At 39.0% G+C, this 20,731-nt stretch carries 10 protein-coding genes; 3 read left to right on the forward strand and 7 right to left on the reverse strand.

Translation table 11 applies throughout. The features are described from left to right. Positions 1-110: 110 nt before the first annotated feature. Together A0F92_RS07335 and A0F92_RS07340 are read right to left on the reverse strand one after the other, a co-directional pair. The gene (locus A0F92_RS07335) at positions 111-4,466 is read right to left on the reverse strand and encodes a PAS domain-containing protein (protein ID WP_167516892.1); all 4,356 of its coding nucleotides are present in this window, start codon (positions 4,464-4,466) and stop codon (positions 111-113) included. A gap of 143 nt (positions 4,467-4,609) precedes the next feature. Continuing rightward, entirely contained in the window at positions 4,610-7,585 is a 2,976-nt protein-coding gene (locus A0F92_RS07340) for a PAS domain-containing protein (RefSeq protein ID WP_068243593.1), read from the reverse strand. An 845-nt stretch (positions 7,586-8,430) separates the two neighbouring features. On the opposite strand from A0F92_RS07340, the gene A0F92_RS07350 reads away from it, so the two are divergent. The 3 genes from A0F92_RS07350 to A0F92_RS07360 all read left to right on the forward strand — a co-directional run bounded on the left by A0F92_RS07350 (position 8,431) and on the right by A0F92_RS07360 (position 12,167). After that, on the forward strand, positions 8,431-8,811 hold the full coding sequence (locus A0F92_RS07350) for a YidH family protein (protein WP_068243600.1): 381 nt from the start codon (positions 8,431-8,433) through the stop codon (positions 8,809-8,811). A gap of 146 nt (positions 8,812-8,957) precedes the next feature. Beyond that, on the forward strand, positions 8,958-10,736 hold the full coding sequence (locus A0F92_RS07355; protein ID WP_068243603.1) for a glycoside hydrolase family 2 protein: 1,779 nt from the start codon (positions 8,958-8,960) through the stop codon (positions 10,734-10,736). Positions 10,737-10,886: 150 nt separating this feature from the next. After that, positions 10,887-12,167 (forward strand): M24 family metallopeptidase, encoded by a 1,281-nt coding sequence (locus A0F92_RS07360; RefSeq protein ID WP_167516893.1) that lies wholly within the window; start codon positions 10,887-10,889, stop codon positions 12,165-12,167. A gap of 155 nt (positions 12,168-12,322) precedes the next feature. Here the strand turns inward: A0F92_RS07360 and A0F92_RS07365 are convergent, their stop codons facing one another. From A0F92_RS07365 to A0F92_RS07385, 5 genes are all read right to left on the reverse strand, one after another. Continuing rightward, positions 12,323-12,913 carry a methyltransferase family protein gene (locus A0F92_RS07365; protein ID WP_167516894.1) on the reverse strand — a complete coding sequence of 197 codons (591 nt, stop codon included), beginning with the start codon at positions 12,911-12,913 and terminating at the stop codon, positions 12,323-12,325. Positions 12,914-12,970: 57 nt separating this feature from the next. Then, positions 12,971-16,396 carry a beta-galactosidase GalA gene (galA, locus tag A0F92_RS07370; protein ID WP_068243608.1) on the reverse strand — a complete coding sequence of 1,142 codons (3,426 nt, stop codon included), beginning with the start codon at positions 16,394-16,396 and terminating at the stop codon, positions 12,971-12,973. Between the two features lie 134 nt (positions 16,397-16,530). After that, positions 16,531-16,905 carry a YccF domain-containing protein gene (locus tag A0F92_RS07375; protein WP_068243611.1) on the reverse strand — a complete coding sequence of 125 codons (375 nt, stop codon included), beginning with the start codon at positions 16,903-16,905 and terminating at the stop codon, positions 16,531-16,533. 106 nt (positions 16,906-17,011) lie between these two features. Beyond that, complete coding sequence (locus tag A0F92_RS07380) at positions 17,012-17,641, reverse strand: class I SAM-dependent DNA methyltransferase (protein ID WP_068243748.1); 630 nt, start codon at positions 17,639-17,641, stop codon at positions 17,012-17,014. A 35-nt stretch (positions 17,642-17,676) separates the two neighbouring features. Further along, positions 17,677-20,595 carry an FAD-binding and (Fe-S)-binding domain-containing protein gene (locus tag A0F92_RS07385; protein WP_068243614.1) on the reverse strand — a complete coding sequence of 973 codons (2,919 nt, stop codon included), beginning with the start codon at positions 20,593-20,595 and terminating at the stop codon, positions 17,677-17,679. Between the last annotated feature and the right edge of the window lie 136 nt (positions 20,596-20,731).

Raw genomic sequence — 20,731 nt, forward strand, 5'->3', positions numbered from 1 at the left:
TTTGTATTGTTAACCAGGATGAATATAGTTTACCGGTTTTTTTATAAAGGATTCATTCTAACAATTCTATCATTGAATTTACTGATTAAGTGTAAGATACGAATGGGCAATTAAAATATTGAATCAGATAAACTTTCCGCTTCCGGCAGCCAGCAATAAAAAGTACTGCCGATACCGGGGGTAGATGTGGCCCATATTTTTCCTCCTAAATGTTCTACTATTTTTTTTACAATGGCCAACCCAATTCCTGTGCCACTATAGTTTTCTTTGGTATGCAGCCGTTGAAAAATAACAAATATTTGTTCCAGATATTCCTGCTCAATGCCAATGCCATTATCGGCAACTGCAAACAACCAGCCTTTGTTTTCTTTTGTTGCAGTAATATTGATGACAGGTATTCCATCTTTTTTCCGATATTTCAATGCATTGTTGAGCAGATTATTAAACACCTGCAACAAACTACTGCGATAATTGAATAATACCGGCAACTCATGTATCTGCACAATTGCACCACTTTCTTCAATTTGTGCTTTTTGCATGGTACACACTTCTTCCATCAGCGCATCCATATCAATTTGCTCTTTTTTGGTTCTGGTTTTTCCCACTCTTGATAATTCCAGCACATCCAATACTAATTGCCGCATTCTTTTGGCGCCATCTACTGCAAAGCCAATGTATTGTTTTGCCTGATCATCTAACTGGTCTTTATATTTTTGTTCCAACAAACTTAAAAAACTGGTAACCATACGTAACGGCTCCTGTAAATCGTGTGAAGCTATATAGGCAAACTGCTCCAGTTCACGGTTACTAATGGCCAATTCCTGCACATGCTGCTGCAATAATTGTTCTGCCGTTTTTTTGTCATGAATATCCTGAATACTGCCAAAAATTTTAACGCATTTTCCCATAGCCCATTCTGAACGGCCAATACAACGTACCCACTTCGACTGATTTGCATAAGTAGTAATCAAAAATTCTTCATCAAAATCTGTTCCATGTTGTATTAATTGTTGTATAATTTCTTCTAATTTTATGCGACTATCTCCTTTAAAAAATTCAATACATTTTGAAGCAGAAGGTATATAATCATCCGGCACTTCAAATATTTCGCGGGTAATTACCGACCAAAACATGCTATCGTTAATATCATCTACCAAGTCTAACTCCCAGCTACCAATTTTTGCCATACGAGCGGTGCGCTTTGCGAGCTCTTGCAGGTTGTGTTTTTCGGTAATATCCATAACAATAGAATCCCATACAATAGAGCCATCGGTTGGTTTATGCGGGTTACCAAAACCTTCATGATAACGCAGGCTTCCATCCGATAACACATACTTCCAAGTGGCATGCCAGGGTGTTAAATGTGTAGCCGATTGTATAATAGATTGTTTTACTGCCTCAATATCTCCGCCGGCTATAATGCCTTTCCAAATGGTTTGGATATCTGTCATACACTCCTCAGGTGCAACACGCCAGATACGATGTGCACCCTCACTTACATATAACAACTGATCTGTTCCATCGGGTTTTAAATGATATTGAAAAATAACACCGGGTACATTATCAGAAATATTTTTAAGGCGCAATTCAATCATTTTTCTGTCATGAATATCTTGTATACTGCCATACATACGGATACATTGGCCATTGTACATTTCTGCCTGTCCAATAACACGCACCCAACGCTCATTTCCTTTGACTGTTATAATGGGTGCTTGTATATCAAATGGTACACCGTTAGCCATTGTTTCACTGATTTTTTCTCTGACAACAGCTTGATACGCTGCACGATAAAAACCAATGGCTGTTTCCAGCTCGGGCTGATAATCGGGCGGTACTTCATGAATGGCTTTGGTTATTTCAGACCATTGCAGTTTGTGATGTATGGGATCCAACTCCCATGCTCCCACTTTAGATAATTGTGTTGCCAACTGCAATAATTCTTCCAGATGCCGCATTTCGGTAATATCGCGGCCATACGCAAACACCAGACCATCCTCTCCAAAGGGTTGTGATGAGTTCCAAGAAATCCAACGATAGTTTCCCGATTTGGTTCGGAAGCGGTTGATGAAATTATTAGATTTTTGATTACCCAGAATGGTTTCTGAAAAGTCCTGTTGGGTTGCTTTCAAATCATCTGGGTGTACAAATTCTGAAAATGGCTGAGTAGTTAGTTCTTCTTCAGTATAACCCAATAAAGCACAAAATGCCGGATTTACTTTTGCAAAACGCCCATTGGGTGCAGCAATGGCCAAAATATCGGTAGCAGTTTCAAAAAACAAAGCCAATTGTGCTTCCTGCTGCCTGCGAACAATTTCTGCACCCAGAAAATCACTCAACGGACGGTATAGTTGAATCTTGACATCATCTTTCCGGATGGAGGTATTGCTTGTAAACAAGAGTACGCCCACCACCTGGTCAAAATCAAATAAAGGCAGTGCCAGGGCAGCTTTCAGTCCGGCTTGTTTGGCTGCTTCCCACCGCACAAATGCATCGTTTTCATCCGTATTTTCCAGCACTTGCCATTGTCTTGTTTGCCAAACCTTACCCGGAATTCCTTCGCTCAATTTAAATTGGTTAGTAGCACTGTAATATGTATATAACAAAGCTGCTTTTTCATCTGCCGAATAAGTGGCTGCCAATTGCAAAAACTCCCGGTTATAATTGAGCAACCAAATTTCTGCAGTCTTAAAACTGCCAAACTCTGCCAGGTATTGCAATACCTGGTGCATTTGCTCCTGCAAGCTTAAGTGCATTTTAAAGCACTGTGCCACCTGCTGTTGCACCTGTTGTTGTAAAGCGGTTATCTTAGAATCAGAGATATCGCGTAACACGCCAATCATTCTAACGGGATGGCCTTGCTGATTACGGATCAGATAGCCATTTTCTTCTACAAAAGCAAAAGAACCATCAGCCCGCCTGAAGCGAAATTCTTTTTGCCAGCGTTCCTGCGCGGTATCTTTCAAAAAACTTTCCCAACCGGCTTGATGCATTTCAGCATCATAAGGATGCATGAGTATGGCCCAGTCAATCAGCCGGAAAGGTTGCTCTTTTTTTGCATGTCCAAAAATCCTGTAAAAACTATCGCCCCAATAAAACACATCATTTTGAACATCCCAATCGTACATAGCATCATTGGTGGCTTTATTCATTAACTCATAACGTTCATTCGTTTTTTGAATATGTTCCAAATATTCAAACTTTACCAGCAATACACTGATTAGGCGTTGTGCCCTGCTAATGGCTTGTGCTTCAATATTCGTTACTCCCTTATTACTATCAAAATATACCAATAAGTTTGCAATAGGTTTCCCTTTGGCATTTAATACCGGCTGCGCCCAACAAGAGCCCAAACCGAATTGCTGCGCCAAACCGGTAAAATTTGCCCAGCGCGCCTCTGTAAGCTGGTGGGTAGCAGTGGTTTTGTTTTGAGCAGTAGCGGCATTTGTGTGTACGCCCGATTCATCGCCAATGGCCATGCCATTGATGGTGGCAATATAGGCTTCCGGCAAAGAAGGCGAAGCCATATTGAATAGCTTGCCATCTAATACCCTTAATACAGATGTTTTGAGGTTAGGAAAAACAGATTCCAACTGCAACAAAAACTTTGAAAGCAAATCCGGCACCGTTATATCTTCCCGAAAACTGAGCGTCATTGCTTCTTTTTCAATTCTATCCAATTCACGGTAATAATGCTCCACTGTCATATCCTGAATAGCGCCTACTACTCTCATGACCACACCGGCTTCATTTCTTTTAATGATCGCCCTGCCGCGAACAAAGGCATATTCTCCATTTGCTTTTTTAAAACGAAATTCTTTGATCCAGTTGGTTTCGTTGGTATGAAATACTTTATGACTGAAATCGCTTAAAACACTTTCCCGGTCATCAGGATGAAACAAGGAATTGATGTATGCACTGTTTTTAGTTACATCATAAACAGGTACACCAAAATTTCGGGTAAACCCTTCACCCATATACAGCTCATCGGTAAGTGGATTATAATCCCAAATACTTTCATAACCGGCCTGCATCACCATTTCAAGGCGTTGATTCGTTTCCTTTAATACATTTTCTGCCAATACCCTTTCTGTTATATCCTGAAAAACGCCTACCATTTTAATAGGTTGTTTGGCTTCATTCCATAATATTTTCCCAATTGAACGGATGTGTTTCACCACACCGTTTTTGGTAACAAATCTTTTTTCGATGCTGTATGGTTTTCCTGTTTTAATGGCTTCCTGCATGGCTTGCAAGGCATCATTGCGATCGTCGGGATGTATCACTTCCAACCCCTTTTTAAAAGTTACCTCAAATGCCTGCGGTTCATATTCCAATATTTTAAAAACACCATCACTCCAATACAATGCAACCGTATCCAGATTGAGCTCCCAGCTTCCGGTTTTGGCCAGTTCTTCCATTTGCTGCAGCAACAGTTTTTCGCGGGAAGCAATATCTGTTAACATTGAGTGGCTTTTTTTATTCATGGTATGGGATCATGATGGATGTAAATGTCAATTTTTTTAACGGCTGACGAGCCTACGATTTTCTATCCGTTACAAGTTAAACAATTCAACAATAGTTTTAAAATACCCTATCGATTTCTTTTTTAAATGGCCGATTTAGGAATGGTGAAATAAAATATACTGCCTTTACCGGGTTCAGATTCCACCCAAATTTCTCCACCTAAATTTTCAATTATTTTTTTGGCAATGGCCAATCCCATGCCACTGCCGCCATATTCATCGCGGGTATGTAAGCGTTGAAATATGATGAATATCTGTTCAAAATAATCAGCGTCAATTCCTATACCGTTATCTTGCACACTGAACTGCCAGAAATGACCGGCATCTGTCGCTTGAATATAGATGTCAGGTGACGCCCCTTCTTTACTATATTTTAATGCATTTTGGATCAGGTTTAAAAATACCTGCCGTACCGGCGCTTTGGGCTGAACCAGTACAGGTAAATTTTTTGCATGAATCACTGCCTGTTTCTGCTTTATTTGCTGACGGTATAAAATTTCGATTTCATCAATCAGCGCCTTTACCGGAATGGTTTCTGCCTTTTCTTCCATACGCCCAACTCTGGAGTATTCCAATAAATCTAAAATAATTTGCCGCATACGCTTTGCGCCGTCGACCGCAAAATGAATGTATATTTTAGCCTGCTCATCTAATTGTTTGGCATATTTTTTTTCTAACTGAGTCAGAAAGCTTGCCACCATCCGTAGCGGCTCCTGCAAATCGTGTGAAACGATATAAGCAAATTGCTCCAATTCAGCATTTGAAGTAGCCAATGCTGTAGCATGTTTTTTTAAATCTTCATTCATCAATTCTAACTGTAATCCTGCTTTTTTAACATCAGTGATATCTTTGGCATAACAAGCCACGCCAATAATTTCGGCACTGGCTGTTAATATAGGTGTTAAGGTTATTAAATTATAAATAATTTTACCGGTGATGGGGTGTGTTACTGATTCTTCAAAGCTAAAGGCTTCTCCAGATAATGCACGGTGGTAAAGCATTTCCCATTTCTGGTTCATAGCATTAGTAAAAGAGGGGCGAATAATATCATCCCCTTCTTTTGGTGCCACTCCGTCTATTGCTTCAATGAACTGTTTATAGGTTTTATTTGCAGTAATTAACTTCATGTTAATATCAATCGACCAAATAAATTCGTTGGAGGCATTAATGAGTGCATCTAAGTTTTGCTGTATGCGTTTAATTTCATTGGTATGTTCTTTTTCGCGGGTTACATCGCGAGAGGCACCAATAATACGTATGGCTTTCCCATCTTTATTTCTAATAATATAACCACGGTCGTACACAATGGCATATTGCCCGTTGGGTTTTTTAAACTGGTATTCATCTTCCCAATAATTTTCATGAGGATTATTCAATAAAACAGTGCGATGGGTAGTAATGCGCTGCCAGTCATCCGGATGCACATGTTCCGCCCAAAATGCATCTACGTGTTCGGGGGGTATGAGTGGGTGTCCAATTAACTGTTCTAATTTTTTACCCGGCCTTACTACCACATTCTTTTGTAAATCCCAATCCCAAATGCAATCATTGGTAGCTTTGGCAATTAAATCGTATCGTTCATTGCTCAATGCAATAGCTTCCTGTGCTATTTTTTGTGTGGTAATATCTCTAAAGTAAACAGAAAGTCCGTTGGGCGTAGGGTATACACTAATATCAAACCATTGCTCCAAGCCGTGATGATAGTCTTCAAAATGCACCACTTGCTGAGTCTCCAATGCTTTATGATAATTTTGCCAGGAAAGCGACTGTTTAAAATCAGCAAATACCTCCCATAAATTTTTACCCAGTATTTGGGTTTTAGTCACTTTTAGCAATTGTTCAGCCATATAATTCCAGTAACTCACTTCCCATTGGGCATTCACGGCAAAGAATCCATCACCAATACTTTCTAATATTGTGTTGCGTTCTTCATACAATTTCAGTAATTCAATTTCTGTTCGCTTTCGTTTATCAATATCCTGAAAACTACCATATACCCGAATACATTGGCCATTTTGAAATTCAGCCCGGCCAATGGTTCTTACCCATTTCGGATTGCCTTTATGCGTTATTATTTCCAATTCCTCATCCCACGGGGTACCCTTTTCAATGCAATTGTAAACACATTGTGCAATGATAGATTGGTTTTTATCGCCATAAAAAAAGCTAATTCCGGTTTGTAAATCGGGCTCAAAATCGGGTGGCACTTCTCGGATTTTTTTAGTAATAGGAGACCAGTACATTTTATTTTTTACGACATCAATTTCAAAACTTCCTATTTGTGCCAGTTCATTCGACTCATCTAACAGTGTTTGTAGTTTTTTTTGTTCGGTAATATCTCGTTCAATGGAAATCCAATGGGTATACCAGCCTTGTTCATTGGTAATGGGTTTTATTTGCATATTGCACCAAAAAGATTCCCCGTTTTTTTTATAGTTTAATACGGTTATTTCACAAGGTTGCCAGGCTTTTAGTGCCTTTTTTAATTTTTCTAGTTCAGCTTTATTGGTGTCAGTACCTTGCAAAATACGGGGTGTTTTACCTATTACTTCTTCAGCTGTAAAGCCTGTCATTTCAGTAAATGCGGCATTTACATACAAAATTTTGGGTCCGGGTAATTCTATTGGCTCAGCTTCAGTTATAATGACTGCATCGTTGGTATGTACTACAACCGATTCTAATAATTTTAAGCGTTCCTTTTCTTTTCCCTGTTCTGTTATACCCTGAAAAACACCTGTTAATTCAATGGGTTGTCCTGCTTCGTTATACAATAATTTTCCTGCCGACAGCACTAGAATAATTTGATTGTTTTTATGGATAAACCGCTTTTGAATAGCATATGGCTGACCGGTTGTAATGGTAAACTGTATTTGATCTATTGTAGACTGCCTGTCGTCAGGATGCAATAACGATATAATGGAATCAAAATTCAATTCGAATTCACCCGGTGCATAGCCTAAAATACGGTATACACCATCTGACCAAACAATTGCCTGAGTAGCCAAATTGTATTGCCAGGTGCCAAAATGTAATAACTGTTCAGCCTCGTTTGAAAACATTGTTTACTTGCGCTTTTGTGAATAAAAATAATTGGGACATGTACCTCAGTATCCGCAATAAATATCGGCAACAACTACTCTATATTGATTGAAATACTTAAACCCATTACTATTTAGGCTATTGTAACTTTTATGTATAAAGATCATAGTGAAAATAAATGTTACCAAAAATAGCCAATACTACCTCTTTTTCCCTGCAGCAATAAAATATCCTACATGTATAATAGTTTCTCCCTTTGAAAGAACTGTTTTGCATTTTAAAATACCAAAACTGCCCAATAATCAGGGAAGCAAAGAAAAATTGTTGGAATGGGAGGTGCGTGCCTGCAACATTGTTTGGGTATTTATCATAATTGTATTGGATTCAACTGTAATAGGAATAGGAAAGTATCCGCTTAATAAAAATAGGTATTGGCGCTTAAAAAAAGAAATAACAGTTTTTGGTAAGGTAAAATAGATATCCCAATCTAAAATAAGGAGGTGAAAAGCCATAGATAAGCCACTGATAAGCCCCACTATATTAGTATGAATAACATCCGAATCATTAGCGGTTGTAATACTATTTTACGCTAATTACCGCTATTTAAAGCCCATTATTTAGGATATAATGATAGCTGATTGCATTTTACGTGGTTTAAAAGGGTGTATTTTTTACTATCATCCGTATCATCCCATTGTTTTTGATTAGCCGATAAAATTTATCGTCCCAAAAACAATAGTTGATGTAACTTGAAGTTTGAATGTATTGATTCCCCCTTGAACAAGGGCGTATGTTATTATGATGTGTTTTAACGAAAAGCGCATACAGGTATACATACTCATTTATTGTTTGAATATTGAAATATATGCAGCAAACCCATCCAACTTCAACAACAGCCGACCACTTGGCCAATGAAAGAACTTTTTTATCGTGGATACGCACCAGTATTGGCATTATGGCCTTTGGTTTTGTAGTAGTAAAATTTACCCTGTTTGTAAAACAAATTTCCCTTATTTTGGGTAAAACAAATGGTACGCCAACAGGCAGTTATTCGGACATTATTGGCATAGTACTGGTAGCCGTTGGTGCATTGGTATTGCTTTTATCTTATTTACGTTATAAAAACATAGAAAAGCAGTTATTAGATGGGTATTACCGGCACTCCTCCCGTTTGGTTAGCTTATTAACCATAGGCATATTTTTGGTGAGCATTTTATTATTGGTTTATCTCATCAGGAGCATATAAAATGCAAACACTGCCACATTTTAAACCAAGGCATACAAAAAAGTGGAAGTGCATTTCGTGATTGAACAAACCATACACTGCATTTATCTAACCTTACAATATTGATAGCCATGCAAGCAACTTCACCAATCGTTTTTTTAAAAAAAATGACATTACTGTTCACTTGTTTTTGTATAGCAACAGTGGTACAGGCCCAATGGCTGGTAGCCAATATTGCAGGAAGAAATACCTTGAACTTAAATGGAAGCTGGGCGGTTATTGTAGACCCGTTTAATGCAGGCGAAAGTAACTGGAAACCGATATGGAAAGACCAGCATGCTACTGGTGCGCATGATTTTTTTGAATATGCATTTGACAATACCATTACATTACAGGTGCCTGGCGACTGGAATTCGCAACGCAACGATTTGGTGTATTATGAAGGAACAGTATGGTATAAAAAAACTTTTCAATACCAACCGCAGCCCGGCCAGCACAGTTTTCTTTGTTTTGGCGGGGCCAATTATATAGCAGATGTGTATTGCAACGGACAAAAAGCCGGTAGCCATGAAGGTGGGTTTACCCCCTTTCAGTTTGATGTAACGCACTTGTTAAAAGCGGGCGAAAACGAGGTAATTGTTCGGGTGAATAATCAACGCAGGGCAGATGCCATTCCTGCATTGAACTACGATTGGTGGAATTATGGTGGCATTACCCGCGATGTAGATTTGGTAACTACACCGGGCAATTATATTCAGGATTATTTTATTCAATTGCAAAAAAATGATACCAGCCATATAGCAGGCTGGGTACAGGTTGCAGGAAGCAATGGCCCGCAAAAAGTAAGCATTCATATTCCTGATTTACACATACATTACACTACCCAAACCAATGCAGCAGGCAGGGCCAATATCAGTATTGCAGCACATCCTGCATTATGGAGCCCCGAACATCCGCATTTATATACTGTTCAAATTGCTACAGCCACAGATACTGTTGCAGAAGCCATTGGCTTTAGAACTATTGCAGTAAAGGGCACCGAAATTGAATTAAATGGACAGCCGATATTTTTACGCGGCATTAATATTCATGAACAAATACCACAACGTGCCGGCAGGGCTTATTCTGAAACAGATGCCGCCATGCTATTGGGTTGGGCAAAGGAACTGGGTTGTAATTTTGTACGGTTAACCCACTATCCGCACAATGAACACATGGTGCGGATGGCCGACAAAATGGGCATATTGTTATGGGAAGAAATTCCGCTTTGGCAGGGCATACAATTTAGTAACCCCGTTATATTAGCCAAAGCCAACCGGTTGTTGGATGAAATGATAGAACGCGATAAAAACCGCAGTGCCATTATACTATGGAGCTTATCTAATGAAACCACACCAGCTGAAAGCAGGGATACCACTTTAAGCGCAATGGCAGCACATGCCAGAGCATTAGATCCTACAAGGCTCATTACATCTGCATTCAATCATGTTGCATACAAGGGCAATACCGTTACCATTGATGACAGCCTCAGTAAAATATTGGATGTGGTAGGTGTAAATGAATATATTGGTTGGTATACCCCCTGGCCTGCAAAACCGGAAGCAATGGTTTGGAAAAATCCTTTCAATAAACCACTGATTATGTCAGAGTTTGGTGGAGAAGCACTGTATGGCCATCATGGATCGAAAGATACTGCCAGCAGTTGGAGTGAGGAGTATCAGGAACAATTGTATAAAAATCAGGTAGCTATGTTTAAAAATATACCCTTTTTATGTGGTACCACCCCATGGGTATTGGCCGATTTTCGTTCGCCCAGTCGGCTACAACCCGTGTATCAGCAAGGCTGGAACAGAAAAGGATTATTATCGGATAAGGGATATAAAAAGAAAGCCTGGTATATTATGCGGGTATTTTATGAGGAGAAGGAACAAAATAACTTTAATTGATAACCAGTATTAAAGTACAAAAAAAATTTCTGATTTTTTAATCAAACCGTTTTTTACAAATACAATACATTATATTCATAAGACAGTTCTGTTTTAATAACTTTAAGTTGTGTATAGCAAAATAATTCCTTCACTATTCAACGCATCAAGATGGGCATAGAACGCAGAAAATTTTTAAAATACTCAGCCGGAAGTGCTGCTTCCGTTTCATTTTTTTCGGGCATTATTGCCTTTACTAAAAAAACTGAATACAATGACCCCGATTGGAGCCAGTTACACAATATGACGGGAGATGTAAAACCCATTACCGTTGCCGAAAGACAACAAAGAATTGCCAAGGCACAACAACTCATGGCAAGCAACCAAATACAGGCATTGATTTTAGATGCAGGTACCTCATTAAATTATTTTACAGGAATACCCTGGTGGCCCAGTGAAAGAACCATGGTAGCCATTATTCCTGTAAAAGGGGAAGTGACTTATGTGAGCCCTGCTTTTGAAGCAGACCGATTGAAAGAATTAATTATCATTGGTCAGGGTGTACATATATGGCAGGAAGATGAAAGTCCTTATGAAAAAATAGTGGAAGTATTACATCAAAATGGCATTACCGGTGGTAATATCGGCATGGAAGAACGTTTGCGGTTTTTTATATTGGATGGTCTACGAAAAGCCGCACCGAACATGAACTTCATTAGTGGCGATCCAATCAGCATTCCATGCCGGCTCATTAAATCGCCGGCAGAAATTGCCTTGTTGCAAAAAGCCAATGATATTACCCTTGCCGCCATACAATTTTGTGCAGCTAATGTAAAAGAAGGAATGTCGAATAACGATGTAGCTGCTATCATTAGTCAGGCACAACGAAAAATGGGAGCAGAATCAGATGGTGCATTGGTAACCATTGGTGCCGCTTCTGCTTTACCACATGGAAGCATTCAACCACAGCAATTGCACAAAGGCGAAGTGTTACTCATGGATTGTGGATGTAAAATTGAAGGCTATACATCAGACATTACCAGAACCATTGTATTTGGTGCAGCACCTACACAAAGGCAACGTACTATCTGGGACTTAGAGAAGAAGGCACAGGCGGCAGGTTTTGCTGCTGCACAAATTGGACAGCCTTGCGAAAATGTGGACCATGCTGCCCGAAAAGTATTAATTGATGCGGGATTTGGGCCAGGGTATCAATTACCCGGCTGTCCGCACAGAACCGGTCATGGTATTGGTATGGATGGACATGAATGGGGTAATATGGTGAATGGCAATCAACAACCCATTCAAGTGGGTATGTGTTTTAGTGTTGAGCCTACCATTGTTATTCCCGGTGAAATGGGTTTGCGATTGGAAGATTGTGCATACATTGCTGAAGATGGTGCACACTGGTTTTCTAAACCTGCACATAGTATTGATGCGCCATTTGCATAAAAAAACAGCTTTCTTAAATACATGGATGTTTATTGCATAAACGCACCATTAAAACCGCAATTAGCTATGCATGTTATACAACCTGTTGAAATAATTTCTATGAAACGGATTTGTTATTGCAAGATTGCCATTGAATAGCAACATGTAATAATGTATTATTTTTTAAGAAAGGGAATAATCATGGGAACACGTTGTTGATAGGCGCTATATTCAGCGCCAAATTCTTTCACTAATTTCTTTTCTTCAAAATACATACCTATCCATGTATATAAGCTCATCATAATACAACTTAATAAGTTGGTTACCAATGGTGAAAACAGAAACCATGCCCAAACAAACAAGAGTGTTCCTAAGTACAAGGGATGGCGTACAAATTGATGAATACCCGTAGTATCTAAATGTGCTTCCTTTTTTTTCTTCCAAAACACATCAATACCACTGAGATAAAAAAAATATTTACGGATGGTGATGCTCATTAACGCCAAGCCTGCAACACCCATTAACATTCCAAAAGTATAACGTATGTATTGATGCAATGCAATAGGTTTAGCAGGTATATGAAACTGATAATACAAAATACCACTCATACTGAATAATGCAAACAGCGCATACAACAGGCGATAATATGGAAACCATTGTCTCATGCACTTTTGCATGAGACGCTTAAACTGCAATGACGCAGTAAGACTATGTATGGTGGCAAAGAGCAGCCATGCAATCATTAATATCCAGAGTGATTGGTTCATGTAATTGATGATGAATTAAGCAACATTTATTTCAAAAAAAAGTTATTGCACACTTTTTTAATGCTTCATTAAATACAAATTGTGCAATGTATCATACAAAGGTAAATATTGATTGGAGTGACCTTCCTTATCAAACAAAGCTTCCCAGGTATTCAATGGTTCCCAAATAAAAGTACCTTTCCCTTTTCCATTAGGTAAATGGAACACAATATTGTTCACCGCTTCTTTTCGGGCAGAATATTCTACCACCACAACATCTTTTCCATACCGCTGTACCAAATCGGTTAAATTATTCCTTAAATCATCTAAACTGCCATGCCATTTAGGATAATATGACAATCCAATTACATCAAAATGTACACCACGAGCCAATATATTATTGAGAAAGAAAACCGACTCATCATTTTGTCCGCCTAAAGCTATATGTAACATAATTACTATGGAAGGATCCACCGATTTCACCGCAGCAATTCCTGCATTCAGCAATTGCGCCAAACTATCCGGGTGTTGTATACTGCCCGCCGGCCAAAGTATACCATGATTAATTTCATTACCTACCTGAACCATATTGGGTAGTGTGCCCTGTTTTTTTAAAGCCAGTAACACTTGCCGGGTATATTGATACACAGCAGCTTTCAATTCCTGAAAATTCAAATGGCGCCAGGCTGCAGGCATAAATTGTTTACCGGGATCGGCCCATGTATCGCTGTAATGAAAATCGAGTAGCCATTGCATGCCTGCGGCCTTAATGCGTTGAGCCATTTGCAAAGTATGAGCTAAATCGCAAAACCCTTTTCCGGGAGCATAACCACTATCGGTTGCTGGGTCATTAAAAATGCGTAATCGGATATAATTGAAACCATGATCTTTTAAAATTTGTATGGCATCTTTTTCAGTATTACCATCGTAAAATTTTTTACCGGCAGCGTCTAACTGTGGAAGAAAAGAAATATCGGCACCAATCATTTTACCCGAATTACGTGGTTGGCTTTCCGTAGCAGATACAGCATATTTTGGATCAATGTGGTTATTTTGTAAACTTGTTGGTGAAACCGTTATTATTTCAGTACAACCCGGCCATAAACCAGCAGCTGTTGCTTCTACTTTTATCATTCCGGGTACTTTCCCGGCCTGTACAATAAACTGACACTTTCCATTAAAGGCACTACGTTGCCAGGCACCATCCATACATTGATCAGGTTCATGACTGCTGGGATCGCCATTGCCAACACCAATAATCTTGGCATCACCGGTAACAGAAAAACGAATCATATTATCGGTATTGGGCACTTCTCTTCCTTCTTTATCTACTAATGAAACATTCATAACGGCCACGGATTTACCATCGGCCAAAATAGTTGTTGAAGAAGGCGATAGCACTACTTCGGCAGGTATACCTGTAGTTTCAATGGCTGTTTTTAAAACCCTGCCTGCTTTATGAGCAATAGCAGATAAGGTACCCGGGTGATAGGGTACCGACCATTGTAAATGCCCATTGCGCGGCATTGTTTTTTTGCCAAGGCTTTTACCATTTAAAAACAACTCTACATCATCAGCATTGGAATATACCCACACATCAATAGGCGTTCCGGTTTTGCCCATCCAGTTCCAATGTGGTGCAATATGCAATACATCTTTATCAGTCCACCAGCTTTGATAATAGTAATAAATGTTTTTAGGAAAGCCGCACACATCCATTACCCCAAAATGCGAATTAATATTGGGCCAACGGAAAGGAGTAGGCTCTCCCCGATAATCGAATCCGGCCCAAACAAATCCGCCCACCCAATAAGGTGCATCTGCTGCCAGCTTCCACCAGGTTTCTGCTGTACTTGCCCACCAGGGTGCTGTGATATCTTCATCGGGTAAATAACCCCTAACACTATCAACAGCATATTCACCTCTTGTGGTAACGGTACTACCCATTTCAGTACCAATAACAGGTTGTGTAGGATGGTCTTTATGATAATCGGCCACAGCAAATTGGCGATAATTAAATCCCCGGATAGGAATTACTTCATTTACACCATGAAATACATTGCCCAAATCGGCGGCATAGGTACTGGTTCTGGAAGGATCAAGTGCTTTTTGTTTTGCCAATAAAGTGGTGGCAATACGTTTACCCATATCAGTAGTTTGAATCCAGCCCTCTTCATTACCGATTGACCATAAGAAAACCGAAGGATGATTACGATCTCTTTTTATTAAGGTTTCAAACTGATGCATATATTCCGGACTGCTATTGAGTAAACGTTGTTCATCCAATACCAACATTCCCAAGCTATCACAAGCATCTAACAATTCGGGGGTTGGTGCATTGTGACTGGTTCTGTATGCATTAGCGCCCATATCTTTCAATAAACGGATACGATAATATTGCATGGCATCGGGCAGTGCGCTGCCCAATCCTGCATGATCCTGGTGATTATTGGTACCATGAATTTTAATATTGACACCATTTAGAAAAAATCCTTTTCCCGCATCAAAGCGAATCGTTCTTATACCAACACGATATGTAACAGAATCGATCATTACATTGCCGGATTGAATAATTGTGGTTACCCGGTATAAATACGGATCATCAATAGACCACAAATGCGGATGTATAACGGGAATGGATTGCTGTATGGTAGTGGTACCACCGGCGGGTATAGTTAAGACAGGCTGAGCCGATAATGCAACCATTTTCCCATTTCGTTCGGTAAGGCAACTATATACAACAACTTCTTTTTGCTGTACACCTTCATTATCAATCGTTGCATCTACAAAAATTTTTGCCTTGTTTTGTGCAATTGCTGTGTGTATATAAACGCCATTGGTAGCAAAATGAAGATGATTCATTTTATTCAACCATACATGCCGATAAATACCGGCACCTTCATAAAACCAACCTTCATATTGCGTAGCATCAACCCGTACTACAATAACGTTGTCAGCATTAAATTTTAAGAAATCAGTGATATCATAATCAACACCAACGTACCCACTCATATTGGTGCCCACGAAAATGCCATTCACCCAAATACTGGCATTACGAAAAATGCCATCGAATTGCAGTTGAAAACGCTGGCCCGAATCGGCAGCAGATACTGTAAAATGTTTGCGATACCAACCAATACTGGTAGCCGGAAATAAACCCCCTACCGGTTTATAACCATGCGACTCCACATCAAAATTGTCCACATATACAAAAGGCAACTCCACTGCCCAATCGTGAGGAAGATGAATTGTACGCCAGGCACTATCATTAAACTTAGGATCGATAGCAGTGCCATAAGCGCCGCCTGTTTTAGAAAAAATATTGGCTACTCCATAATTAAAATCTTTAGATGGATCGGAGGCATGGCCAAAGTGAAATTTCCAGCCTTCATCTATATTCATGTGTTGCTGTGCATTTGATGGTGCAGGCAGTAAACAAAGTAATACAATAGAAATAATACAAATACCGAAAGTGCGTAAGTAAGGATACATTATTTTAAACATTTGCTGAACTTATATAATTAATCAAACAGCAAATTAGAACAAAATAGGTTGATAAAGCCTGTGTAATAAGAAAACGCAGGTATTATTTGATATTGGATAATTGATTATTACGGCATACTGATTCGCTTTCAATTTTAAGCATCCACAATTTTTTTACCAAAAGGCATTAACGATAATTCCACCAACTTAAAATGCTGCCTACCCCAGGGAATACCAATAATAGTAATGCATAATAAAACACCCATTACAATATGCGTAATACAAGTAGCCAGTCCACCCGAAAACAACCAGATAATATTACATACAACAGATAGGCAGCCCTGATTAGCCGAATCGCTCTCCACTTTTTTTCCAAACGGAGCTAAAACAATACCTGCAATTTTAAAACATTGCAAACCCCATGGAATACCAATAATGGTAGCACATAAAACAATGCCGCCCAAAAAATAGCCAAAAGCAGCCAAAAAGCCACCAAAAATGAGCCAGATAATATTGCAGATTAGATTCATGAAAGAAAGTTAGTGTTGTCTTATTTTTAATGATATTCCTTTGTGACCAATGGTTAAAATACATAGCGGTAAGGTAATTTCAATGTTAGTAAAACATGTGTATCATTTAAGAGAATAACTGAAACAAAATACCTAAGATACGGGGAACGCTATTGGCATCATCTGTGTCAAAATATTCAAATACCCGTTTCACTTTGAAACCAACTGCCATTCCGACATTCAAAAATTCAGACAAATGGTGTACATAACAAGTTAATACCTGCAAACCATTCTCGTTGGTATATCGTGCTTTTGAACCGGTATATTGTTTAAAGGGATGCAATTCGCCCACATACATATATCCACCGGGTTGTAAAGTATTGGCAGCTTTTTTAAAAATGGCAGCTATATCTTCAATATGTTCTAATATCAGGCTGAACACAACCATATCAACCGCCTGCTGTACAAAATACCAGGGTTCTAAAATATTCGCTTGTACAAACTGTACATTGGGAGCTTGTATTTTATTTCGGGCTTGTTGTAACATAGCTTCTGAAAAATCAACACCCAATAGCGTATTTGCCTTTGTGTGTAACCATTGTGTATTTTTACCTGTACCACAACCAATTTCTAAACAGGAATGAAAATGAATATCCTGCAATAAAGTTTGTAACACTATTGCTTCAGCATCGCGGGTTTTATTATCGTTGGAATCATATTGTTCTGCCCATTGATTATAGGCCTGTTGTATACTCATAAAAAATACTTTTGGCAGTTCATTACAATCATTATTTAAACCAATGCTTCCCATAAAATTTCAACGGTATGTTTGGCTTTTTTACCGGTTCCATCTTTTATCTGGTGTCTGCAACTGGTACCGGGAGCAGCAATTTCAGTAATCGTATCTGCTTTTTCAACTGCAGGAAATAAAACCAAACTACCAATTTGCATGGATAAATCATAATGTTCTTTTTCATATCCAAACGAGCCGGCCATACCGCAGCAACCGGATGGAATCGTATTCACCGTATAATTTTCAGGAAGAGAAAGCACCTGAATAGAATCATTCAAATTAGTTAATGCTTTTTGCTGGCAGTGGCCGTGCAATTGAATATTTTTTTGCTCCTTCGTAAAAGATGCGGAAGAGATGTTGCCATTTCTAATTTCTCGAGCTAAAAATTCATCGATATACCAAACATTTTTAGCCAATTGTTTAGCGGCTTCCCAATGGGCATCATCCACCAAGTCAATATATTCATCTCTAAACGTTAATATGGCAGAAGGCTCAACACCAATTAAAGGTGTATCATTTGTTACAACAGCACTTAATAAATCAATATTTTGATGTGCAATTTTTTTTGCTTCAAGCAACAAGCCTTTTGATAACATTGCCCTTCCACTTTCCACATGCTTGGGTATTAAAACTGTATAGCCCAACTTTTCTAATAATTGAATTGCAGCAATACCAATTTCAGCATCATTATAATTGGTAAATTCATCGCAAAATAAATACACAATTTTTTGATTGTTCCCAGCAAATAATTGTTTTTTTCGTTTATTCATCCATTGCTGCACGGTAATTGAAGAAAGTTTAGGCATGGAGCGTTTTGTTGCAAAACCCGCCATTTTCTTAATAAGGCTTCCGGTAAATGCATTTGTAACTAATGCATTATACAAACCAGGCCAAACAGAACCTAATTTTGCTATAGTATTAAAATGGGCAATTAATTTAGATCTTAACGGAACTCCATTTGCATTATAATATTGCTGTAAAAACTCTGCTTTAAGTTTAGCCACATCAACACTCGATGGGCACTCAGACTTGCAGCCTTTGCAACTTAAACACAAATCCATTACTTCATAAATCTCCTTATGGTTAAACTTATTAACGGTAGTTGAATTAGTTAAAAACTCACGTAATATATTAGCTCTGGCACGGGTGGTATCTTTTTCATTACGGGTAGCCATAAAAGAAGGGCACATGGTTCCGCCAGACAAGTGTGTTTTTCTACAATCTCCTGAACCATTGCATTGTTCGGCATGTTGTAAAATGGTTTGGTTACCCCAACGAAATACCGTTGCAACATTTGGATCTTTTTGCCCCGGCGTGTACCGCAACATACTGTTCATAGGTGGAGTATCTACAATTTTTCCCGGGTTGAAAATATGGTGCGGATCCCAACTATTTTTTATTTGCTGCAGTAACGTATAATTTTTTGCACCAATCATTTGCGGAATAAATTCGCCGCGTAATCTACCATCGCCATGTTCGCCACTTAAAGAGCCATTGTATTTTTTTACCAATGCTGCTACTTCTGTTGCAATGGTTCTAAACAAAGCATTGCCTTCTTCCGTTTTTAAATTAAGAATCGGCCGCAAATGTAACTCACCCGAACCTGCATGGGCGTAATGTACGGCATACAAATCATGCTTTTTTAATATTGCGTTAAATTCTTCAATGTATGCAGGCAAATCGGTTACATCAACAGCCGTATCTTCAATAACGGGCACGGCTTTATCATCGCCCGGCATATTACCCAACAATCCCAATCCGGCTTTTCGCAGGTTCCATATTTTTTTGGTATCATTCCCAAACAACAATGGAAAATGATAACCCAAATCCCTTTCCCGCATGGCAGCCTCTACCTGTTGGGCAATAGCAACAATTTCTTCACGGGTATCTTTTTTAAATTCAACAACTAAAATAGCACCCGGATCGCCCTGCACAAAAAAGCGATTTTTTTGTTGCTCAATATTGCCTTTGGTGCACTCTAAAATATAATGGTCAATCAGTTCACTGGCAGTAGGCCCAAATTGCAAAGCAATTAAATTCGCTAATAATGATTCATGAATGGTATTAAAGTGCACACACAACAAACCTGTTTCCTTAGGAGGTAACGGTACCAGATTTAATTTAATTTCGGTTATAAATGCCAGCGTGCCTTCTGAGCCGGCAATGAGTGTACAAAAATTAAAATCGGGACCACCGGCATTAAATGGCGCCGTTTCAACCAATAAATCAATGGCATAACCCGTATTACGACGTTCTACCGATTTTTTTGGAAATTGTTTTTTTATCTCTAACTGATTTTCATAATTGCTTAATAAGTGACGAATAGTTTTATAAATCTTACCTTCCAATGTATCCAATTCGCATTTGGCATGAAAAGTATCTATATCTGTTTCACCAAACACAGCCTCTGTTCCATCACTTAAAATAGCTTTTATTTCAATAACATGTTCTCTTGTGCTTCGGTACACCACCGAGTTTGAACCACAAGAGTTGTTGCCCACCATTCCTCCAATCATCGCACGGTTGGCGGTTGAAGTTTCAGGACCGAATAACAGCCCATAAGGCTTTAAAAACAGATTCAAATCATCTCTAATAACTCCAGGCTGTACCCTTACCCATTTTTCGGCTGTATTTACTTCAATAATTTTTGTAAAGTATTTCGATACATCCACCACAATGCCATTCCCCACTACCTGACCCGCTAACGAGGTACCTGCCGTACGAGGTATTAACGAAGTATGATATTGTAATGCAAAAGCAATTAATTTTTTGATGTCATCCTCTGTTTTGGGTATAGCCACTGCCAAAGGCATTTCCCGATAGGCCGATGCATCGGTGGCATATAAGGTTCGCATGGTGGTATCATAGTACAATTCGCCGGTTAGTTGCCGGGATAAGGCTGCTAATTGCTGGTTCATTCTGGTAGAAATTGCTTGCTCAATAATGTTGTAAAATTAAAGTTTTCTGATTGCCGCTTGGCCATTTGTTTTGAATAAGGGGCTGTTAGGCTGTAATACAAATCCTGGCTGTAGTCCGGGCTGTACGCTTGTAGTC

It is taken from the genome of Hydrotalea flava, from assembly GCF_001623405.1.
Lineage (GTDB): Bacteria > Bacteroidota > Bacteroidia > Chitinophagales > Chitinophagaceae > Hydrotalea > Hydrotalea flava.